The 18,065-nt window shown below is 70.8% G+C and carries 19 protein-coding genes and 1 pseudogene; 12 read left to right on the top strand and 8 right to left on the bottom strand.

Annotation, left to right across the window (positions count from 1 at the left end; translation table 11 throughout):
- Nucleotides 1-61 precede the first annotated feature (61 nt).
- Complete coding sequence (gene mce, locus OGH68_RS25185) at nt 62-490, bottom strand: methylmalonyl-CoA epimerase (RefSeq protein ID WP_005311803.1); 429 nt, start codon at nt 488-490, stop codon at nt 62-64.
- Nucleotides 491-635: 145 nt separating this feature from the next.
- Between mce and OGH68_RS25190 the strand changes: the two genes are divergently transcribed.
- Both OGH68_RS25190 and meaB read left to right on the top strand, forming a co-directional pair.
- Nucleotides 636-1,838 carry an acetyl-CoA C-acetyltransferase gene (locus tag OGH68_RS25190; RefSeq protein WP_264247237.1) on the top strand — a complete coding sequence of 401 codons (1,203 nt, stop codon included), beginning with the start codon at nt 636-638 and terminating at the stop codon, nt 1,836-1,838.
- A gap of 27 nt (nt 1,839-1,865) precedes the next feature.
- Nucleotides 1,866-2,822, top strand: a complete 957-nt coding sequence (gene meaB / locus OGH68_RS25195) for a methylmalonyl Co-A mutase-associated GTPase MeaB (protein ID WP_264250279.1) — start codon at nt 1,866-1,868, stop codon at nt 2,820-2,822.
- A gap of 290 nt (nt 2,823-3,112) precedes the next feature.
- Here the strand turns inward: meaB and OGH68_RS25200 are convergent, their stop codons facing one another.
- The gene (locus OGH68_RS25200; protein WP_264247238.1) at nt 3,113-3,694 is read right to left on the bottom strand and encodes a PepSY domain-containing protein; all 582 of its coding nucleotides are present in this window, start codon (nt 3,692-3,694) and stop codon (nt 3,113-3,115) included.
- Nucleotides 3,695-3,815: 121 nt separating this feature from the next.
- On the opposite strand from OGH68_RS25200, the pseudogene OGH68_RS25205 reads away from it, so the two are divergent.
- Nucleotides 3,816-4,475: pseudogene (locus OGH68_RS25205) on the top strand (response regulator transcription factor); the annotation flags it as partial.
- 71 nt (nt 4,476-4,546) lie between these two features.
- Nucleotides 4,547-5,965, top strand: coding sequence for a sensor histidine kinase (locus OGH68_RS25210; RefSeq protein ID WP_264247239.1), 1,419 nt, complete (start codon nt 4,547-4,549; stop codon nt 5,963-5,965).
- A 51-nt stretch (nt 5,966-6,016) separates the two neighbouring features.
- Here the strand turns inward: OGH68_RS25210 and OGH68_RS25215 are convergent, their stop codons facing one another.
- The 4 genes from OGH68_RS25215 to OGH68_RS25230 form a co-directional block, all read right to left on the bottom strand.
- Nucleotides 6,017-6,493 (bottom strand): MarR family winged helix-turn-helix transcriptional regulator, encoded by a 477-nt coding sequence (locus tag OGH68_RS25215; protein WP_264247240.1) that lies wholly within the window; start codon nt 6,491-6,493, stop codon nt 6,017-6,019.
- A gap of 122 nt (nt 6,494-6,615) precedes the next feature.
- A complete protein-coding gene (locus OGH68_RS25220; RefSeq protein ID WP_264247241.1) occupies nt 6,616-7,398 on the bottom strand; it encodes an AIM24 family protein in 783 nt (260 codons plus the stop codon).
- Nucleotides 7,395-8,045: an AIM24 family protein gene (locus OGH68_RS25225; RefSeq protein WP_264247242.1), complete on the bottom strand. Its 651-nt coding sequence runs from the start codon at nt 8,043-8,045 to the stop codon at nt 7,395-7,397. Before OGH68_RS25225 ends, OGH68_RS25220 begins: the two co-directional genes overlap by 4 nt.
- A complete protein-coding gene (locus tag OGH68_RS25230; RefSeq protein WP_264250281.1) occupies nt 8,045-8,677 on the bottom strand; it encodes an AIM24 family protein in 633 nt (210 codons plus the stop codon). The genes OGH68_RS25225 and OGH68_RS25230 overlap by 1 nt, the downstream gene beginning before the upstream one ends.
- Nucleotides 8,678-8,847: 170 nt before the next feature.
- On the opposite strand from OGH68_RS25230, the gene OGH68_RS25235 reads away from it, so the two are divergent.
- From OGH68_RS25235 to OGH68_RS25245, 3 genes are all read left to right on the top strand, one after another.
- The gene (locus tag OGH68_RS25235; RefSeq protein WP_264247244.1) at nt 8,848-9,192 is read left to right on the top strand and encodes a DUF3817 domain-containing protein; all 345 of its coding nucleotides are present in this window, start codon (nt 8,848-8,850) and stop codon (nt 9,190-9,192) included.
- On the top strand, nt 9,189-9,482 hold the full coding sequence (locus OGH68_RS25240; RefSeq protein WP_264247246.1) for an MTH1187 family thiamine-binding protein: 294 nt from the start codon (nt 9,189-9,191) through the stop codon (nt 9,480-9,482). The genes OGH68_RS25235 and OGH68_RS25240 overlap by 4 nt, the downstream gene beginning before the upstream one ends.
- A gap of 203 nt (nt 9,483-9,685) precedes the next feature.
- Complete coding sequence (locus OGH68_RS25245; RefSeq protein ID WP_264247248.1) at nt 9,686-10,336, top strand: TMEM175 family protein; 651 nt, start codon at nt 9,686-9,688, stop codon at nt 10,334-10,336.
- A 120-nt stretch (nt 10,337-10,456) separates the two neighbouring features.
- Here the strand turns inward: OGH68_RS25245 and OGH68_RS25250 are convergent, their stop codons facing one another.
- A complete protein-coding gene (locus OGH68_RS25250; protein WP_264247249.1) occupies nt 10,457-11,455 on the bottom strand; it encodes an ArsR/SmtB family transcription factor in 999 nt (332 codons plus the stop codon).
- 75 nt (nt 11,456-11,530) lie between these two features.
- Between OGH68_RS25250 and OGH68_RS25255 the strand changes: the two genes are divergently transcribed.
- The 4 genes from OGH68_RS25255 (at nt 11,531) to OGH68_RS25270 (ending at nt 15,644) form a co-directional block, all read left to right on the top strand.
- Entirely contained in the window at nt 11,531-12,859 is a 1,329-nt protein-coding gene (locus OGH68_RS25255) for an MFS transporter (RefSeq protein WP_264247250.1), read from the top strand.
- 21 nt (nt 12,860-12,880) lie between these two features.
- Nucleotides 12,881-13,393, top strand: coding sequence for a MarR family winged helix-turn-helix transcriptional regulator (locus OGH68_RS25260; RefSeq protein ID WP_264247251.1), 513 nt, complete (start codon nt 12,881-12,883; stop codon nt 13,391-13,393).
- A 142-nt stretch (nt 13,394-13,535) separates the two neighbouring features.
- Nucleotides 13,536-13,865: a DUF3817 domain-containing protein gene (locus OGH68_RS25265; protein WP_264247252.1), complete on the top strand. Its 330-nt coding sequence runs from the start codon at nt 13,536-13,538 to the stop codon at nt 13,863-13,865.
- A 78-nt stretch (nt 13,866-13,943) separates the two neighbouring features.
- On the top strand, nt 13,944-15,644 hold the full coding sequence (locus tag OGH68_RS25270; RefSeq protein WP_264247253.1) for a methylmalonyl-CoA mutase: 1,701 nt from the start codon (nt 13,944-13,946) through the stop codon (nt 15,642-15,644).
- An 8-nt stretch (nt 15,645-15,652) separates the two neighbouring features.
- On the opposite strand, the gene OGH68_RS25275 is transcribed toward OGH68_RS25270, so the two are convergent.
- Nucleotides 15,653-16,288: a TetR/AcrR family transcriptional regulator gene (locus tag OGH68_RS25275; protein WP_413471028.1), complete on the bottom strand. Its 636-nt coding sequence runs from the start codon at nt 16,286-16,288 to the stop codon at nt 15,653-15,655.
- A gap of 204 nt (nt 16,289-16,492) precedes the next feature.
- On the opposite strand from OGH68_RS25275, the gene OGH68_RS25280 reads away from it, so the two are divergent.
- Nucleotides 16,493-17,461 carry a tetratricopeptide repeat protein gene (locus tag OGH68_RS25280; RefSeq protein ID WP_264247256.1) on the top strand — a complete coding sequence of 323 codons (969 nt, stop codon included), beginning with the start codon at nt 16,493-16,495 and terminating at the stop codon, nt 17,459-17,461.
- Nucleotides 17,462-18,065 lie beyond the last annotated feature (604 nt).

The raw sequence follows: 18,065 nt of genomic DNA on the forward strand, positions 1-18,065 counted from the left end.
CACGGCCCCGACCCGGCCCCGGCCCGGAACGGCCCACTCTACCGGGCCGGGAAACCTCAGGTCAGTGCTCCGTTGCAGACGTGACGAGTTCGGTGAGTACGCCGTGACAGTCCTTGGGGTGGAGGAAGGTGATCCGGGAGCCCATGGAACCGATCCGCGGCTCGTCGTAGAGGACCCGTACGCCCTTGTCACGGATGTCCTGCGCGTCCGCGTCGACATCGGCGGTGCCGAAGGCGATGTGGTGGACGCCCTCACCGTTCTTGGCCAGCCACTTCCCGACCGCGGAGTCCTCGCGGGTGGGCTCGAGCAGCTGGAGGTAGGAGGCGCCGCCGTCGGACGTCTCGTTGATCTTGAGCATGGCTTCCCGGACGCCCTGCTCCTCGTTGACCTCCGAGTGGAACACCTCGAAGCCGTACGTGGCCCGGTAGAACTCGACGGTCCTGTCGAGGTCGAAGCAGGCGATCCCGATGTGGTCGATTCGCGTCAGCATGGAAACAGTGCAGCGCCACCGGGGGTGGTTACGCAACGTGCTCGCCATCACACCGGTCGGCCGGTGACCCGGAGCCGTACCGCTCAGTACATTTGAAGTAAACCCTCGTTCACTCCTCAGCCGCGGCTGAAAGGGGATCGTCCTCATGTCAGGAACGACCGGTAACACCTCCGTGATCGTCGCGGGAGCCCGCACGCCCATGGGCCGCCTGCTCGGCTCGCTCAAGTCCTTCTCCGGCGCCGACCTCGGCAGCTTCGCCATCAAGGCCGCGCTCGACCGGGCGGGTATCGGCGGCGATCAGGTGCAGTATGTGATCATGGGCCAGGTGCTCCAGGCCGGTGCGGGCCAGATCCCGGCACGCCAGGCGGCCGTCAAGGCGGGCATCCCCATGAACGTTCCCGCTCTCACGATCAACAAGGTGTGTCTGTCCGGACTCGACGCCATCGCGCTCGCCGACCAGCTGATCCGCGCCGGCGAGTTCGACATCGTGGTCGCCGGCGGCCAGGAGTCCATGACGAACGCGCCGCATCTGCTGCCGAAGTCCCGCGAGGGCCACAAGTACGGCGCGATCGAGATGCTCGACGCCATGGCGCACGACGGCCTGACCGACTCCTTCGAGAGCATCCCCATGGGTGAGTCGACGGAGAAGCACAACACCCGCCTCGGCATCCCGCGCGCCGTCCAGGACGAGATCGCGGCGCTCTCCCACCAGCGGGCCGCCGCCGCCCAGAAGAACGGCCTCTTCGAGGCCGAGATCACGCCCGTCGAGATCCCGCAGCGCAAGGGCGACCCGATCCTCTTCTCCAAGGACGAGGGCATCCGCCCCGAGACGACCGCCGAGTCGCTCGGCAAGCTGCGCCCCGCGTTCGCCAAGGACGGCACCATCACCGCCGGCACGTCCTCGCAGATCTCCGACGGCGCCGCGGCCGTCGTCGTGATGAGCAAGGCCAAGGCCGAGGCGCTGGGCCTCGAGTGGATCGCCGAGATCGGCTCCCACGGCAACGTCGCCGGACCGGACAACTCGCTCCAGTCCCAGCCGTCGAACGCCATCCGGCACGCGCTGAAGAAGGAGGGCCTGGACGTTTCCGACCTGGACCTCATCGAGATCAACGAGGCGTTCGCGGCCGTCGCCCACCAGTCAATGACGGACCTCGGCGTCACACCGGAAAAGGTGAACGTGAACGGCGGCGCGATCGCGCTCGGCCACCCGATCGGCATGTCCGGCGCCCGTGTGGTGCTCCACCTGGCGCTGGAGCTCAAGCGCCGCGGCGGCGGCGTCGGCGCGGCAGCGCTGTGCGGCGGCGGCGGTCAGGGCGACGCGCTGATCGTCCGCGTCCCGGCCAAGTAGTCCTAGAGAAATCGGAGCAGCACGATGGTGGTGGACGTCCCCCAACTGGTCGCTCAGGCACGTGAGGGCAAGCCGCGGGCCGTGGCCCGGCTGATCTCACTCGTCGAGGGGGCGTCCCCGCAGCTCCGGGAGGTCATGGCGGCACTCGCGCCGCTGACCGGCGGCGCGTACGTGGTCGGCCTGACGGGCTCGCCGGGCGTCGGCAAGTCCACGTCGACCTCCGCGCTCGTCTCCGCCTACCGCAAGGCCGGGAAGCGGGTCGGCGTCCTCGCGGTCGACCCGTCCTCGCCCTTCTCGGGCGGGGCGCTGCTCGGCGACCGCGTCCGCATGTCGGAGCACGCCTCCGACCCGGGCGTCTACATCCGCTCCATGGCCACCCGCGGCCATCTGGGCGGCCTCGCCTGGTCCGCGCCGCAGGCCATCCGCGTCCTCGACGCGGCCGGCTGCGACGTGATCCTCGTCGAGACGGTCGGCGTCGGCCAGTCCGAGGTGGAGATCGCCTCCCAGGCCGACACGTCCGTGGTGCTCCTCGCGCCCGGCATGGGCGACGGCATCCAGGCGGCGAAGGCCGGCATCCTCGAGATCGGCGACGTGTACGTCGTGAACAAGGCCGACCGCGACGGCGCGGACGCGACGGCCCGCGAGCTCAACCACATGCTGGGCCTCGGCGAGGCCCGCGGCCCCGGCGACTGGCGCCCGCCGATCGTGAAGACGGTCGCCGCGCGGGGCGAGGGTGTCGACGAGGTCGTCGAGGCGCTGGAAAAGCATCGGGCGTGGATGGAGGAACACGGCGTCCTCGCCGAGCGCCGGGCCCGCCGGGCGGCGACGGAGGTCGAGACGATCGCGGTCACGGCGCTCCGGGAACGCATCGGCGACCTGCACGGCGACCGGCGCCTGGGCGCGCTCGCGGAACGCATCGTCGCGGGCGAGCTGGACCCGTACCGGGCGGCGGACGAGCTGGTGGCGGGCCTGACGCAGTCGTAGGCCGGGGCCGGTTTCCCTTCCCGGCCCCTTCCTGAACCGGGGCAGGCCCCGGGCCCTGTCCCGCCCTGCGGGCGGGGGAGTGGGGCTCCGCCCCGGCCCGTACCGTGCTTCGCACGGTGGCCTCAAACACCGGCCGGGCTGGATATGCCGCTGCGCGGCAAACCAGGCCGGCCGGGCACATGCAGCCTCGCCGGCGTTTGAGGCGCGGGGGTTCGGTGGGGGTCCCCCCAGGCCGCCGGGCCTAGGGGGAGGAGCCCCCGGTTTCGGGGAAGGGCGGGGAGGGGAAAGCGTCAGTCGTCCGCGCGGTCGTTCGTGACCGTCGCCGACTTCGCGTCGACCGACACCTCCTTGCCGTCGCCCAGTTCGACCTCCCAGTGCGCCGCAGCGTCGTCGTCGAAGTCGACCGACGTCACCGTCGCGCCGGGGTGCGCCTTCAGCGCCGCCCGGGCCGCCTCGCGGGCGTCCACCGAGGCAGCGCGCAGCGCGGCACGGTCGTCGTCGTCCCTGTCGCCGTCGTCGTCGCGGTCATCGTCGTCGTCCTCCCGCAGCGCGCCGCTCTTCGCGTCGACCTTCAGCTCGTGCTCGCGGTCGTCCTTGCCGACGACTTCCACCTCCCAGTGCGCCGCTCCGTCGTCGTCGAGGTCCACCGAGTCCACCGCGCCCGGGGTGTGCTTCAGGGCCGCCGTCACCGCCTCGGTGGCCGTGATGCTGCCCGCGGGCCGCTCGGCCGCCCGGTCGTCGTTCCGGTCCTGGGCTGAGCGCGACGCCGTCGACGCCGGCGCGTCGTCCGAGGCCAGTGCCGCAGCCGTGTACGTACCGCCTCCCACCAGCACCGCAGCCGCCACCGTCGCGATCACCAGGTTGCGCTTCATCTTGGGGTCCTCCCGTTCGGACTGTTCGTTCAGCGACGGGAACCACTCTTGCCGCGCAAGGCTGAACGCAGCCTGAAGGCACCTGAAGAGTTCTTCAGCCGCGGTTTGCGACCCTGAGCGCATGAGGTTGTTGATCGTGGAGGACGAGAAGCGGCTTGCCCTGTCCCTCGCCGCGGGGCTGTCGGCCGAGGGCTATGCCGTGGACGTCGTCCACGACGGTCTCGAAGGGCTGCACCGGGCGGCCGAGGGCGTGCACGACCTCGTCGTGCTCGACATCATGCTGCCCGGCATGAACGGCTACCGCGTCTGCGCGGCCCTGCGCGCGGCCGGTCACGACGTGCCGATCCTGATGCTGACCGCCAAGGACGGCGAGTACGACGAGGCGGAGGGCCTCGACACCGGCGCGGACGACTACCTCACCAAGCCGTTCTCGTACGTCGTCCTCGTCGCCCGCGTCAAGGCGCTGCTGCGGCGGCGCGGCGGCAGGGGCGGCGGTTCGCCGGTCCTGGTGGCGGGGGACCTGCGGGTCGACACGGCCGCCCGCCGCGTCCACTGCGGCGATGAGGAAGTGACACTCACGGCGAAGGAGTTCGCGGTGCTGGAGCAGCTCGTCACCCGCACCGGCGAGGTCGTCGGGAAGCCGGAGATCCTCGAACACGTCTGGGACTTCGCCTACGAGGGCGATCCGAACATCGTCGAGGTCTACATCAGCGCCCTGCGCCGCAAGCTCGGCGCCGACCGGATCCAGACCGTTCGCGGCGCCGGCTACCGCCTGGTGGCGGTCTCGGCAAAGGCCGAAGCGCAGACAGATGCGCAGGCAGATGCGCAGGCGCAGACCGCGGAGGAGGCGCCATGAGGTCGGTACGGGCCAGGGCCGCCCTCGGCGCCACCCTCGTCGTCGCCGTCGCCCTGGTCGCGGCCGGAACCGCCGTACTGCTGTCGCTGCGCGCCAACCTGATCGACCGGACGGACCTTCAGGCGGAGGTCGCCGCGCGGGACGTGGCGTCCCAGATCGCGCTCGGCGTGCCGTACGACCGGCTGGAGCTGCCCGACGAGGACGACGAACGTCCGGTCCAGGTCGTCGGCGACGGCGGGCGGGTGCTCGCCGTCAGCGAGCACCTGGAGGCGATCGACGGCACCGGAAGCACGGACGTCCGTCCGCAGTCCGCCGCCACGGACCGCGGCGGTGACGACGATGACGACGACAACTCCGACCGGGGCCAGGTCTCCTCCGACGACCCCCGCTTCGGCTCGGGTACCGCCACCGTGGACGGCGACCGCGCCGACTTCCGGTTCGCCGCCGTCGAGGTGGGCCTCGACGACGACCGGACGGTGACCGTGTACGCGGGCGCGCCGCTGACGACCGAGCAGGAGGCGGTCACCACCGTGCGCGACGCGATGCTCGTCGGCCTGCCGTTGCTTCTGGCCGTCGTCGGCGGTGTGACGTGGCTGGTCACCCGGCGCGCGCTGAGGCCCGTGGAGGGCATCCGGCGGGAGATGGCGGCCATCACCCGTTCCGAGGACCTCGGACGCCGTGTCCCCGAGCCCGGTTCGGGGGACGAGGTCGCGAGGCTCGCCCGTACGACGAACGAGACCCTGGCGGCCCTGGAGGCATCCGTCGAGCGGCAGCGGCGCTTCGTCGCGGACGCCTCGCACGAGCTGCGCAGCCCCATCGCCTCGCTGCGTACACAGCTCGAAGTGGGCGCCGCGCATCCCGAGTTGCTGGATATGCCCGGCGCGGTGGAGGACACCGTACGGCTTCAGCAACTGGCGGCGGATCTGCTGCTGCTGGCGCGGCTGGACGCGGGGGAGCGGCCGGGGCACGCGTTGCTGGACCCGGCGCAGCTGCTGGCGGAGGAGGTGGCCCGCAGGACCGGCGACCGTCTGCCGGTGCAGGTGACGGTGGCCGAGGGGCTGCACGTGGCCGGGTCACGCGGCCAGCTGGCCCGGGTCGTCGGTAACCTGCTCGACAACGCCCAGCGTCATGCGGCGACTTCGGTCGCCGCGTCGGTCCGCCGAGAGGGTGGCCGGATCGTGCTGGCCGTCGCGGACGACGGGGCGGGAGTGCCGGAGCAGGACCGCGAGCGGATCTTCGAACGGTTCGTACGTCTCGACGACGCCCGCACCAGGGACGAGGGCGGCGCCGGGCTTGGTCTGGCCATCGCCCGGGACGTGGCGCGACGGCACGGCGGGACGCTTACGGTCGGCCGGTCGGCGTCCGGCGGGGCGCTTTTCGAGCTGACCCTGCCGGACGCGGACCGTGGTCGCTGACGCCAGGAACACAACCTGCCGCGACAGGCAGGTAGGCAGTCGGGCAGCCGGCTAGAGCTTGCCGCGCCGGCCGCGCAGATGCTCGGCGACCGGTGTCAGCGACTCCCGCAGGTCGGCGAGCGCCTCGGGCGACAGCAGGTCGATGAAGTGCTTGCGCACGGATGCCACATGGTGCGGCGCCACTTTCTGCATGGTCGCGACGCCGTCGTCGGTGAGCACGGCGTACAGGCCGCGCCGGTCCGACTCGCAGTTCGCGCGCCGCACGAGTCCGGCGTTCTCCATACGGGTGACCTGGTGGGAGAGGCGGCTCTTGGACTGGAGCGTGGCCGCCGCGAGATCGCTCATCCGCATCCGCCGGTCCGGTGACTCGGAGAGGTTGACCAGGATCTCGTAGTCGTTGATGGTCAGGCCGAACGGCTGGAGGTCCTTCTCGAGCTGGTGCATCAGCAGCTTGTTGACTTCCAGATGCGTGCGCCAGGTGCGCTGCTCGTCATCGGTCAGCCAGCGAGTGGCCGTCTCGGTCTCCATATATGGATTCTACCTAAGAAGTTGAAAAGCGGACGAAGTCGGGGGATGTGACGTCCGGCACCTGTACACCCAGGGGTGTACGGGGGCGCAGACGTTCGACGTCACACTCCGCAGACTACCGCTCACAGCCCGAAGCGACGCTGGAGGTCCCCCAGCTGGCCGGGAAGGCGCGGTGCGGAACCGGGCCGGCCGGCCGCACCGGCCGGCCCGTGGGCGCCCGGAACGCCAGGTTCCGAACCCACCGTGCCGGTCGGCTGCTCCGGCATCAGCGCCTCGCTCGACTGCAGCAGTACCGTGCCCGCCCCGACGAACTCGAACTGGTGCTCCTCGCCCGACGCCCCGCCGATACCGGTCAGCGCCCGCACGCCGCCCATGACACCGGTCATGTAGCCGTGGTCGTAGTGGTGGCAGGGAGAGGGGCAGTCCGCCCAGCCCACCAAGGCCTGGGGGTCCACCCGGATCGGCGGCTCCATGAAGACCACCGGACCGTTCGACGCCGCCACGAACTTGCCGGTGCCGATCAGCGTCAGAAACCCCGGCACGATCGACTGCTTCAGCGCCAGGGAAGGCTGGTACGCCAGCAGATTGCCGGAACGGATCGTCAGGTTTCCGTCCTCGAGATCGAAGGAGTTCACGTCGAACGCACGGTCGGCCAGCAGCATCTTCCCGCTGCCCTCCGCCACCACCCAGTCGCTCGCGTGGAGCGGTGAGTGGAACGACGTCCGCATCAGCCGGTCGAGGCGGCCGTGGCCGATTCCGTTGAAGGCGATCTGCCCGTAGTAGGCGATCATCTTGCCCTTCTGCAGGAACCACTGGGAGCCCTTGAGCTCCACGCAGAAGGTGTAGGAGTTGACGTTGTCGTCGCTCGGCAGCGTCGTCGGATCGAAAATCACCGGGGTGCTCACAGCTTCTCCTCCGACGCCTGGACGTACACCGCTCCGCTGCCGCTCAGCTCCAGCTGGAACGCCTCGCCCGAGCCGCGTCCCACCATGTCGCGCCAGCCGAGCGCCGTGGACAGCTTGTTCCGTACGTCGCCGTGGTGCGCGACATACGCCTGCGGATCCACATGGACGGGCCTCGACGGTGTGATCGGCAGCTCGATCACGCCGCCGTGGGCCATCACCGCGACCGCGCCGTGCCCCTTGAGGGTCGTGGTGAACAGGCCCTGGCCGGACACCTGTCCGCGCACCATGCCCATGACCCCGCCCTCCGAGCCCATGAACATCGTGCCCTGCTGCAGGGTGCCGTCGAAGGCGAGCAGCCGGTCGGCCTCCACGTAGAGGGTGTCGCCGGTCAGCTGTACGACCTGGATGTGGTGGCCGCCGTGGCCGAACATCACCGTGCCGTTGCCCTCCACGGTCATCAGCGGGGTCGCCTCGTTCGCCACCCGCCGGCCGATCATCGACGCCAGTCCGCCCTGGCCGCCGGTCATGTTGGGCGTGAAGCTGACCTCGCCCTTGTAGGCGAGCATCGCGCCACGCTGGCTGAACATCTTCTGGCCGGGCGTCACGGTGGCCTCGACCATCTTCGAGTTGATCTCGCGGAACGGCATCAGACGTCCCCTCCGAGGGTGTTCCGCTCGCTCGGCTGAACATAGACCAGTCCGTCGCCCTCGAAGCGGATCTGGAACGCCTCACCGCCGCCCTCGCCGAGGAAGGTGCGGAACGTCACGCCGGACTGGAAGTCCTGCCGCAGATTGCCCTGGTGGGCGATGTACGCGCCGGGATCGACGGAGAGCGGGTACTGGGGTGTCACCCGCAGCACGACGGCCGTGCCGTCGGACATGATCGCCACCTGTCCGGTGCCCTCGACGGTGGTCGTGAACAGGCCGTTGCCGCTCGCGCCCCCGCGCAGTCCGGTGAAGGTCGTGCCGGTGCGCAGACCGCCGTCGGTGCACAGCAGATTGCTGGACTCGACGTACAGCGTGTCGCCGTGCAGCTGCACCAGGTTGATCTCGCTCGCCCGGTCGGCGAAGTAGCAGGTGCCCTGCCCCTTCACCTCCATCATGGTCATCTGCTCGCCGGTGAGGCGGCGCGTGACCATCCCGCGGATGCCCTCACCGCCGCCGGTCATCTTCTTGAAGGCCATCTGGCCGTCGTAGGCGACCATCGACCCGTTCTTCGCTCTGACGGTGTCGCCGGCCATGTCGACCGCGAGCACCTTGCCCTCTTGGACCCGGAACATTGCCACGGGCCCGACGTTATCCGGTGAGAACGGACCCGGACAGCGTCCTGGAGAAGGATCCGGACCCTGACAAAGAGTTCGCAACGTGGCCTGCCACAATGGTCCGGAAGCTTGTGCATGCATTCACAAGATCCATGCCGCCGCCCGACCATCGCCAACGAAGGTGAACCGTGGACATCAAGACCGCCGCCTCCCTCCACCGCCTGCGCCTCGTCTCCGTGCCGGAGGCCGTCTCTTTCCTCCTGCTGCTCGTCTGCTCGGTGCTCAAGCGCACGACCGACTTCAACGCGGTGCCGGTGATGGGCGCGGTCCACGGTCTGCTCTTCGTCCTGTACGTGCTCTTCTGGCTGGACGCCTGGAACCGCACCAAGTGGGACGTGAAGACCGCGGCCCTCTACTTCGTCCTCTCGGTCCTGCCCTTCGGCGGCTTCTTCGCCGACCGCAGGCTCAAGCGCGAGGCCGACGACGCGGTCATCGCCTCCCGCGCCCGCCGCGAGGACGCGGTCGACGCATGATCGTCGCCTTCTCCGTCACGCCTCTGGGCGTCGGCGAGGACGTGGGCGAGTACGTCGCCGACGCGGTCCGCGTCGTACGGGAGTCGGGGCTGCCCAACCGTACGGACGCCATGTTCACCTCCGTCGAGGGCGACTGGGACGAGGTGATGGACGTGGTGAAGCGCGCGGTCGCCGCCGTCGAGGCCCGCGCCCCGCGCGTCTCCCTCGTCCTCAAGGCCGACATCCGGCCCGGCGTCACCGACGGCCTCACCTCCAAGGTCGACACCGTCGAACGGCACCTCTCCGCCTGAGCCCGGCGGGTGGTCACGCCACGGGCCCGGCAGGGGGGGGGCGGGCGTCAGCGCGACACGTCTGCGCCCCGGCCGCCCGGCGCCGGGCGCATCACGTACCGGCCGCCCGGTGGCCCCGGGTCGTGCGCGTTCGTGCCCCGGCCCTGCGCCACACGGGCTCAAATCGGGGTATTCAGGGGCATTTGCCCCTAGGGTGAGGCAGCGTGACGGGTCACCAGCGCGTGCGGGACGACGAGGGGAGCGCGGTCCGGCTGCTCGCACTGTCGGACGGCGTGTTCGCCATCGCGATGACATTGCTGGCGCTGGACATCGGACTGCCCGTCGGGCTGGATCCCGACGGTTTCGAGGAGGCGCTCGCGGACGTGATGCCCAGCGTCTGGGCGTACGCGCTCAGCTTTGTGGTCATCGCCGCGTTCTGGCGGGGCCACCACCAACTCTTCCGGTACGTCGAGAAGGTGGATGGAACGGTCGTCAAACTGGGCCTGCTGGGCCTGGGGCTGATCGCTCTGATGCCCTTCCCCACGACGCTGCTGGCCGAGTACGGGGACCTGTCCTCGTCGGTGGCCGTCTACTCCGGCGCCGTCGCCGTCATGGGGGTCTCCCAACTCGCTCTGACGATCGCGCTGTGGAAACGCCCGTGGCTGGCCGGTGCGGCGCCGTCCGAGCGCGTCCGCCGCAACGACATGGCCGATCTCGCGGCGACGGCGCTGGTCTTCGCCGTCGCCGTGCCGCTCGCCTTCGTGTCCCCGACGGGCGCGAAGCTGTGGTGGGCGGTGCTGATCCCGGTCAAGTGGGTGCTCGGCGAGCGGGGCAACCGCCTGCGCGCCGCCGCCGGAGGCGATGCGGGTGCCTGAGGGGCCCGTGGCACGATCACGGTCGTGAACCGTGCCGCCCCGATGCCGGGCGCTCCAGGTACGCCCTTGCCCACCGCCGGTTTGTCGGTCGGGTACTCGTCGCCCAGGTGCGTGCCCGGGTCAGGACCCGCCCGGCTGAGGTCCGGCGAGAGTGATGCCCAGCGGGGTCCGCTCGTACAGCACCTGGTGGCCGTAGCGGCGCGAGGTCAGCAGGCCCGCCGCCCGCAGCACCGAGAGATGCGCCGACACGGTCGAGGGCGCCAGCCCGAGCAGCCGCGCCAGCGCCGACGTCGACGCCGGTTCGTCGAGCGTGCGGAGCACGTCCGCCCTCGCCCGGCCGAGCAGCGCGGCCAGGGCCTCCGGCGTGCGGTCCTGCGGCGGCGACCACAGACCACCGATACCGCGCGCCGGATACACGACCGCCGGCTGCCACGGCGGCTCGAAGCCGCTGATCACATCCGGCCAGCAGAAGACGCTCGGCATGAGCACCAGACCCTGGCCGCCCAGCGACCGCACATGGTTCCCGCGCATGCCGTCGATCTTCAGGGTGGCGTCCTCGAAGGCCAGTCGGGGGCTCAACTCCCCGACCAGCCGCCCGAAGCCGCCCTCCGCCAGCCGCCGTGAGTGGTACGCGACATCCGCCTCCAGCAGCGCGCGCAGCCGTGGCCACTCCGGCTCGATCAGCGTGTGCCAGACCTGCTCCAGCAGATCCGCCAGCCGCCGGACCGTACGGGCCGGGTCCGCGAGCAGGGAGCGGCCCAGCGCACTGTGCGCCGCGCCTGGCGTCGCGGCGAGGGCGGCCGCCATGTCGTCGCGCGCCGTCTTCGGCAAAGTCGCCCGTACGACCGCGAGCTCCTCCTCGAACGGCACGGCCGGACCGAGCGGCGGCGGACAGAAGAAGTCGGGGTTGTGGCCGCCCCCGGACGGCATCAGCAGCCACAGGGGCCGCAGGTCGATCCCGGCCGCCGCCGCACGGATCCCCCGCAGCCACGGCAGGTGGTAGCCGTGGCGCTCGGGGCGGGCGAGGGTGCGGACCGCCTCCTGGGTCTCCCAGAGCGGGGAGATCGCGAACCGGCAGTGGAGCAGGTCCTGTTCGGCGAAGTGGAGATGGAACGGCATGGCACCCGGCCCGGAAGATTCGGCGTGAGCCGAAAGTCTAGGGGGAGCGGGGCCGGCGGCGCGACGCTGATCCGCATGCCGACCGAGTCCCCTTCGCCTCCCTCGTCCGACGACACCAGGACGCCTCCGCGCCCGTCACCGCCCTCGTCGCCCCGCGCCGGCTACCGGGCCGTGTTCGCCGTACGGGAGTTCCGTGCCGTGTTCGCCGCGCACGTCCTGTCCCTGCTCGGCGTCGTCGTCAGCGAGATCTCGCTCACCGTGCTCGTGTACGACCTCACCGGCTCGCCGCTCCTGAGCGCCCTCACCTTCGCGCTCGGCTTCCTCCCCTACCTCCTCGGCGGAACGCTCCTCGCGGGCGTCGCCGACCGGTACCCGGCCCGGCGGGTGCTCGTCGTCTGCGACCTGGTGTGCGCCGCCTGCGTGGCGGTCATGGTGCTGCCCGGCACCCCCGTCGGCGGCCTGCTCGCGCTGCGCTGCGCCGTCGCCGCCGTGTCACCCGTCTTCACCGGCACACGGATGGCGGCGCTCACGGACATCCTCGGCGAGGGCGAGCTGTACGTGCTGGGCCGCTCGCTGCTGCGGATCGTCTCCCAGAGCGCGCTGCTCGCCGGGTTCGGGGCGGGCGGTCTGCTGCTGACGGCGCTCTCGCCGCGGCAGGCGATCGCGGTGACGACGGTGACGTTCCTCTGCTCGGCGCTGCTGCTGCGGTTCGGCACGAAGGACCGTCCCGCGCGCTCGGGCAGCGGCGGCGGCGCGCTCCTCGCGGACTCGCTCGCCGGGGCCCGGCTGATCCTGCGCGACCGCCGGATCCGCGTGCTGCTGCTGCTGTTCTGGCTGCCCGCCATGTTCGTCGTCGCTCCCGAGGCGCTGGCCGCGCCGTACGCCCACGAACTCGGCGTCGGTCCCGCCTTCCTCGGCCTCCTGATGTGCGCGATGCCGGTCGGCCACATCGCCGCCGAGCTGTACGCGGGGTCGGTGCTGAGCCCTCGGTCCCGCTCCAAGATCGTGCTGCCCGTCGCCGCCGCGGGCCTGCTGCCGCTGCTGGGCTACGCAGTGCGCCCCGGCCTGGCGTGGACCCTGGCGCTGCTGGCCCTGACCGGTGTGGGCGCGGCGTACGTCATCGGCCTCGACCAGTGGTTCGTCGAGGCGGTCCCCGACGAGCTGCGCGGCCGGGCGATGACGCTGATGACGGCCGGGCTGATGACGATCCAGGGCGTCGGCATGGCGCTGGCGGGGCTGGCGGCGGAGTTCTGGCCGGTGCACGCCGTCGTCACCGGGGCGGGAGTGCTGGGCACCCTGTGCTCGCTGGCGCTCGTCGTCGAGGCGCGCCGGAGCGGCGCGGCCCGACCGTCCGATGAAACGGTTGAAGGACCGAAGGGCGAGACGGGGCTGACCACCATGTGACCAGTCGGTAAGGTCGGTGCCGTGCCGAAGCCGCTCAGTCTTCCCTTCGATCCGATCGCCCGCGCCGACGAGCTGTGGCAGCAGCGCTGGGGCCCCGTGCCGTCGATGGCGGCGATCACCTCCATCATGCGCGCCCACCAGATCCTGCTCGCCGAGGTCGACGCCGTGGTCAAGCCGTACGGACTGACCTTCGCCCGCTACGAGGCGCTGGTGCTGCTCACCTTCTCCAAGGCGGGTGAGCTGCCGATGTCCAAGATCGGCGAGCGGCTGATGGTGCACCCCACCTCGGTGACGAACACGGTCGACCGGCTCGTGAGGTCCGGCCTGGTCGACAAGCGGCCCAACCCGAACGACGGCCGCGGCACGCTCGCCTCGATCACGGACAAGGGCCGGGAGGTCGTGGAGGCCGCCACCCGCGAGCTGATGGCGATGGACTTCGGCCTCGGCACGTACGACGCGGAGGAGTGCGCGGAGATCTTCGCGATGCTGCGCCCGCTGCGGGTCGCGGCCCACGACTTCGAGGACAAGGGCTGAGGCAGTCCGATACGCCGAACGCCTGTGATCCGCCCGTACCCTCGCCCCAGGGGGATGGCCCGGTCCTGACGCGATAACGGGTGATCGCGCAGGTCTGCTCCCCGCCGCCGCGGGGATTTCCCGGGCGGTTACGCTCGTGGGCATGAAACAAACCGTGCTGACCCGCTACCGGGTGATGGCGTACATCACTGCCGTGTGGCTCCTCGTGTTCACGGGCGCCATCGTCATGAAGTACGGGTTCGACACCGGCGACACCATGCTGATCTCGCAGATCCACGGTGTGCTCTTCATCGTCTACGTGATCTTCGCCTTCGATCTCGGTTCCAAGGCGAAGTGGCCGTTCGGAAAGCTGCTGTGGGTGCTGGCCGCGGGCTGCATCCCCTTCGCGTCCTTCTTCGTCGAGCCGAAGGTGACGCGCGAGGCACGCGCCCTGATCGCCGGCGAGCCTGCCGCCGCGACGGCGGACGCGTAGCAGCCGCAAAGCGCCGCGAGCGGGCTCGCGGCGCTTTGCCATCGACATTTACTAGGACGTCCTAGTAAATTCGTGGGTATGGACGCTGAAGCGATCGAGGAAGGCCGCCGACGCTGGCAGGCCCGTTACGACAAGGCCCGCAAGCGGGACGCAGACTTCACCACGCTCTCCGGGGACGAGGTCGAGCCGGTCTACGGCCCCCGCCCCGGGGACACGTACGAGGGCTTCGAGCGCATCGGCTGGCCCGGTGAGTACCCCTTCACCCGCGGACTGCACCCCACCGGCTACCGCGGCCGCACCTGGACCATCCGCCAGTTCGCCGGCTTCGGCAACGCCGAGCAGACCAACGAGCGCTACAAGATGATCCTCGCCGCCGGCGGCGGCGGGCTCTCCGTCGCCTTCGACATGCCCACCCTCATGGGCCGCGACTCCGACGACCCCCGTTCCCTCGGCGAGGTCGGCCACTGCGGTGTCGCCATCGACTCGGCCGCCGACATGGAGGTCCTCTTCAAGGACATCCCGCTCGGCGACGTGACGACGTCGATGACGATCTCCGGCCCGGCGGTCCCGGTCTTCTGCATGTACCTGGTCGCCGCCGAGCGCCAGGGCGTCGACCCCGGCGTGCTCAACGGCACCCTGCAGACCGACATCTTCAAGGAGTACATCGCGCAGAAGGAGTGGCTCTTCCAGCCCGAGCCGCATCTGCGTCTCATCGGCGACCTGATGGAGCACTGCGCGCAGGGCATCCCCGCGTACAAGCCCCTGTCGGTCTCCGGCTACCACATCCGCGAGGCCGGGGCGACGGCCGCGCAGGAGCTCGCGTACACCCTCGCCGACGGCTTCGGCTACGTCGAGCTGGGCCTGTCCCGCGGTCTGGACGTCGACACGTTCGCGCCCGGCCTGTCGTTCTTCTTCGACGCCCACCTCGACTTCTTCGAGGAGATCGCCAAGTTCCGTGCCGCACGACGGATCTGGGCGCGCTGGATGAAGGAGGTGTATGGCGCGAAGACCGACAAGGCGCAGTGGCTGCGCTTCCACACCCAGACCGCCGGTGTCTCCCTCACCGCCCAGCAGCCGTACAACAACGTCGTGCGCACGGCCGTCGAGGCCCTGTCCGCGGTCCTCGGCGGCACCAACTCCCTGCACACCAATGCCCTCGACGAGACCCTCGCCCTCCCCAGCGAGCAGGCCGCCGAGATCGCGCTGCGCACCCAGCAGGTGCTGATGGAGGAGACCGGCGTCGCAGGCGTCGCCGACCCGCTGGGCGGTTCCTGGTACGTCGAGCAGCTCACCGACCGCATCGAGGCCGACGCCGAGAAGATCTTCGACCAGATCGGGGAGCGCGGCCGCCGGGCGCACCCCGACGGGCAGCACCCGATCGGTCCCATTACCTCCGGCATCCTGCGCGGCATCGAGGACGGCTGGTTCACCGGCGAGATCGCCGAGTCCGCCTTCCGCTACCAGCAGGCGCTGGAGAAGGGGGACAAGAAGGTCGTCGGCGTCAACACCGCCACCGGCTCCGTCACCGGCGACCTGGAGATCCTGCGGGTCAGCCACGAGGTCGAGCGGGAGCAGGTGCGGGTGCTGGCCGACCGCAAGGGCCGCCGCGACGACGCGCTCGTACGGTCCTCGCTCGACGCCATGCTGGCCGCCGCCCGTGACGGCTCCAACATGATCGGCCCGATGCTCGACGCCGTGCGGGCGGAGGCCACGCTCGGCGAGATCTGTGACGCGCTGCGCGACGAGTGGGGCGTCTACACGGAGCCGCCCGGCTTCTGAGCCCTCCGCTAGGTGTTCAGGGAGCCCAGCCCCGACACCAGCAGGACGGTGAAGCGGCGCGCCCACTCCTCGTCCACCGGTTCCGCGCTCACCAGCGTCCGGTGGACGACCGCGCCCGCCACCACGTCGAAGATCAGGTCCGTGTTGCGGGCTGCCGCCCGGGGGTCGCCCTCGTACTGCAGCTCGCCGCGGGCCTGAGCGCGTTCCCGCCCCTCGAGGACGAGTCGCTTCTGCCGTTCGACGATCGCCGAACGGATCCGGCCGCGCAGCGCCTCGTCCCTCGTCGACTCGGCGACGACGCCCATCAGCGCCGTCTTGGTCTCGGGCCGGCCGAGCAGATCGGCGAACTGCAGGACGACGCCCTCGACATCCGCGGCGAGGCTGCCGCGGTCCGGGAGCTCGAGCTCGTCGAAGAGGACGGCGACCGCGTCGACGACCAGTTCGTTCTTGTTCGCCCAACGGCGGTACAGAGTGGTCTTGGCCACCCCCGCCCGTGCCGCCACGTCCCCCATGGTCAGCTTCGACCAGCCCAGTTCCACGAGGGAGGCGCGGGTCGCCTCCAGGATCGCGGCGTCGGCCTCGGCGCTGCGGGGACGCCCGGTACGACCCGTACGCGGGGGTTCGGGGGAGGTGCTGCTGGACATGCCCGCGACCATACCCGCCGGTAAGGAGAAAGGCGGCTGTGAGGCAGCTCACCGGAAAACCCTTCACGGTGCGGGTCGTGCGCCGATACGCTACGGCTCGTAGCGAAAGCCGTGACCGGCTCGTCGCGACAGCCACGAGGCGCCGAGGTGGGGACCTGGCGCCGACTTTTTCACATGGGCGCGCGGAAGGGGGAGGATGTACGCATGCAGCCTAGGAACATGTCCATGAGCGGCGTCGTCGACCTCGCCGCGGTGAAGGCGGCCAACGAGGCCAAGGCCAAGGCGGAGCAGGCGAGGGCCGAATCCGCGCGTCAGGGTGGTGGCGGTGCCGTGTCCCCCGCCGCCCTGGTGATCGACACCGACGAGGCGAACTTCGAGCGCGACGTCCTCCAGCGCTCCACCGAGGTCCCGGTCGTCATCGACTTCTGGGCCGAGTGGTGCGAGCCGTGCAAGCAGCTCGGCCCGCTGCTGGAGCGCCTCGCCGCCGAGTACAACGGCCGTTTCGTCCTCGCCAAGGTCGACGTCGACGCCAACCAGATGCTGATGCAGCAGTTCGGGATCCAGGGCATCCCCGCGGTCTTCGCGGTGGTGGCCGGCCAGGCGCTGCCCCTCTTCCAGGGCGCGGCCCCCGAGGCCCAGATCCGTCAGACGCTGGACCAGCTCGTGCAGGTGGCCGAGGAGCGCTTCGGCCTGACCGGCATCGCGGTCGACGCGGACGCGTCGGGCGAGGCCGACCAGGCCCCCGTGCCGGCCGGCCCGTACGACGCACTGCTCGAAGCGGCAGTGCAGGCCCTGGACGCGGGCGACTTCGGCGGCGCGATCCAGGCGTACCGGAACGTGCTCTCGGACGATCCGGGCAACACGGAGGCGAAGCTCGGCCTCGCGCAGGCCGAACTGCTGGGCCGGGTGAAGGACATGGACCCGGGCAAGGTCCGCCAGGACGCGGCCGACAACCCGGCCGACGCCGCCGCGCAGATCGCCGCGGCCGACCTGGACCTCGTCGGCGGTCACGTGGAGGACGCCTTCGGCCGGCTCGTCGAGACGGTGCGCCGTACGGCGGGCGACGAGCGCGACGCGGCGCGGGTGCGGCTGCTGGAGCTCTTCGAGGTGGTCGGTCCCGACGACCCGCGGGTGACGGCGGCGCGACAGGCGCTGGCGCGCGTGCTCTTCTGAGGCCAGCCTCCGGACCGGTCCTGGGGAGTCCCGGATGTTTCACCGGCGGGTAGAGGGCGTTTTGTTGACGCTTCATTGACAGCCGTTATGACAAGGGTGTCCCGAGGATCCCGTTACGGCGGATTTGTGGCGGTGGCGCTGACGTGGCGTCACCGCCGCTTTGGCGACACAGCGACAAAACCCGACCCGGCTTTGCCGAAACTTGGTAAACGTCGAGCGGTGTTACTCGCAGTACAACAACCCTCTGATTCTGTCTGGTTATCGCCGTCTATCGCCCCATCTGACGGCAGTGGGGACCGTACCGAGCGTGCTCGCGTGACATCGTGCGGTCGTGGCGGGGTTATCGGGGCATTACTGCCCAGTAATGAACCCCCTTGTGCCCTGGCCTGGAATGGACAACGATCGGCGACGCTCGGTCCAATACCGCACCAGCCCGGCTCCCAGCCGTGCCGCGGCCCCTTGGGTCCCCACCGGGCCGATCGGCGACAGTGGCGCCGGTCGCGGACAGGGGGGTTCCTGCCACAGGAACGGCAGGGCCTGTCCGACAGGTTGTGCGTGATGAGTCAGGCGCGACCAGTGGTTGTCGCTCGGGGGTGATCGCCGG

Source organism: Streptomyces peucetius (assembly GCF_025854275.1).
In the GTDB taxonomy this organism is placed as follows: domain Bacteria; phylum Actinomycetota; class Actinomycetes; order Streptomycetales; family Streptomycetaceae; genus Streptomyces; species Streptomyces peucetius_A.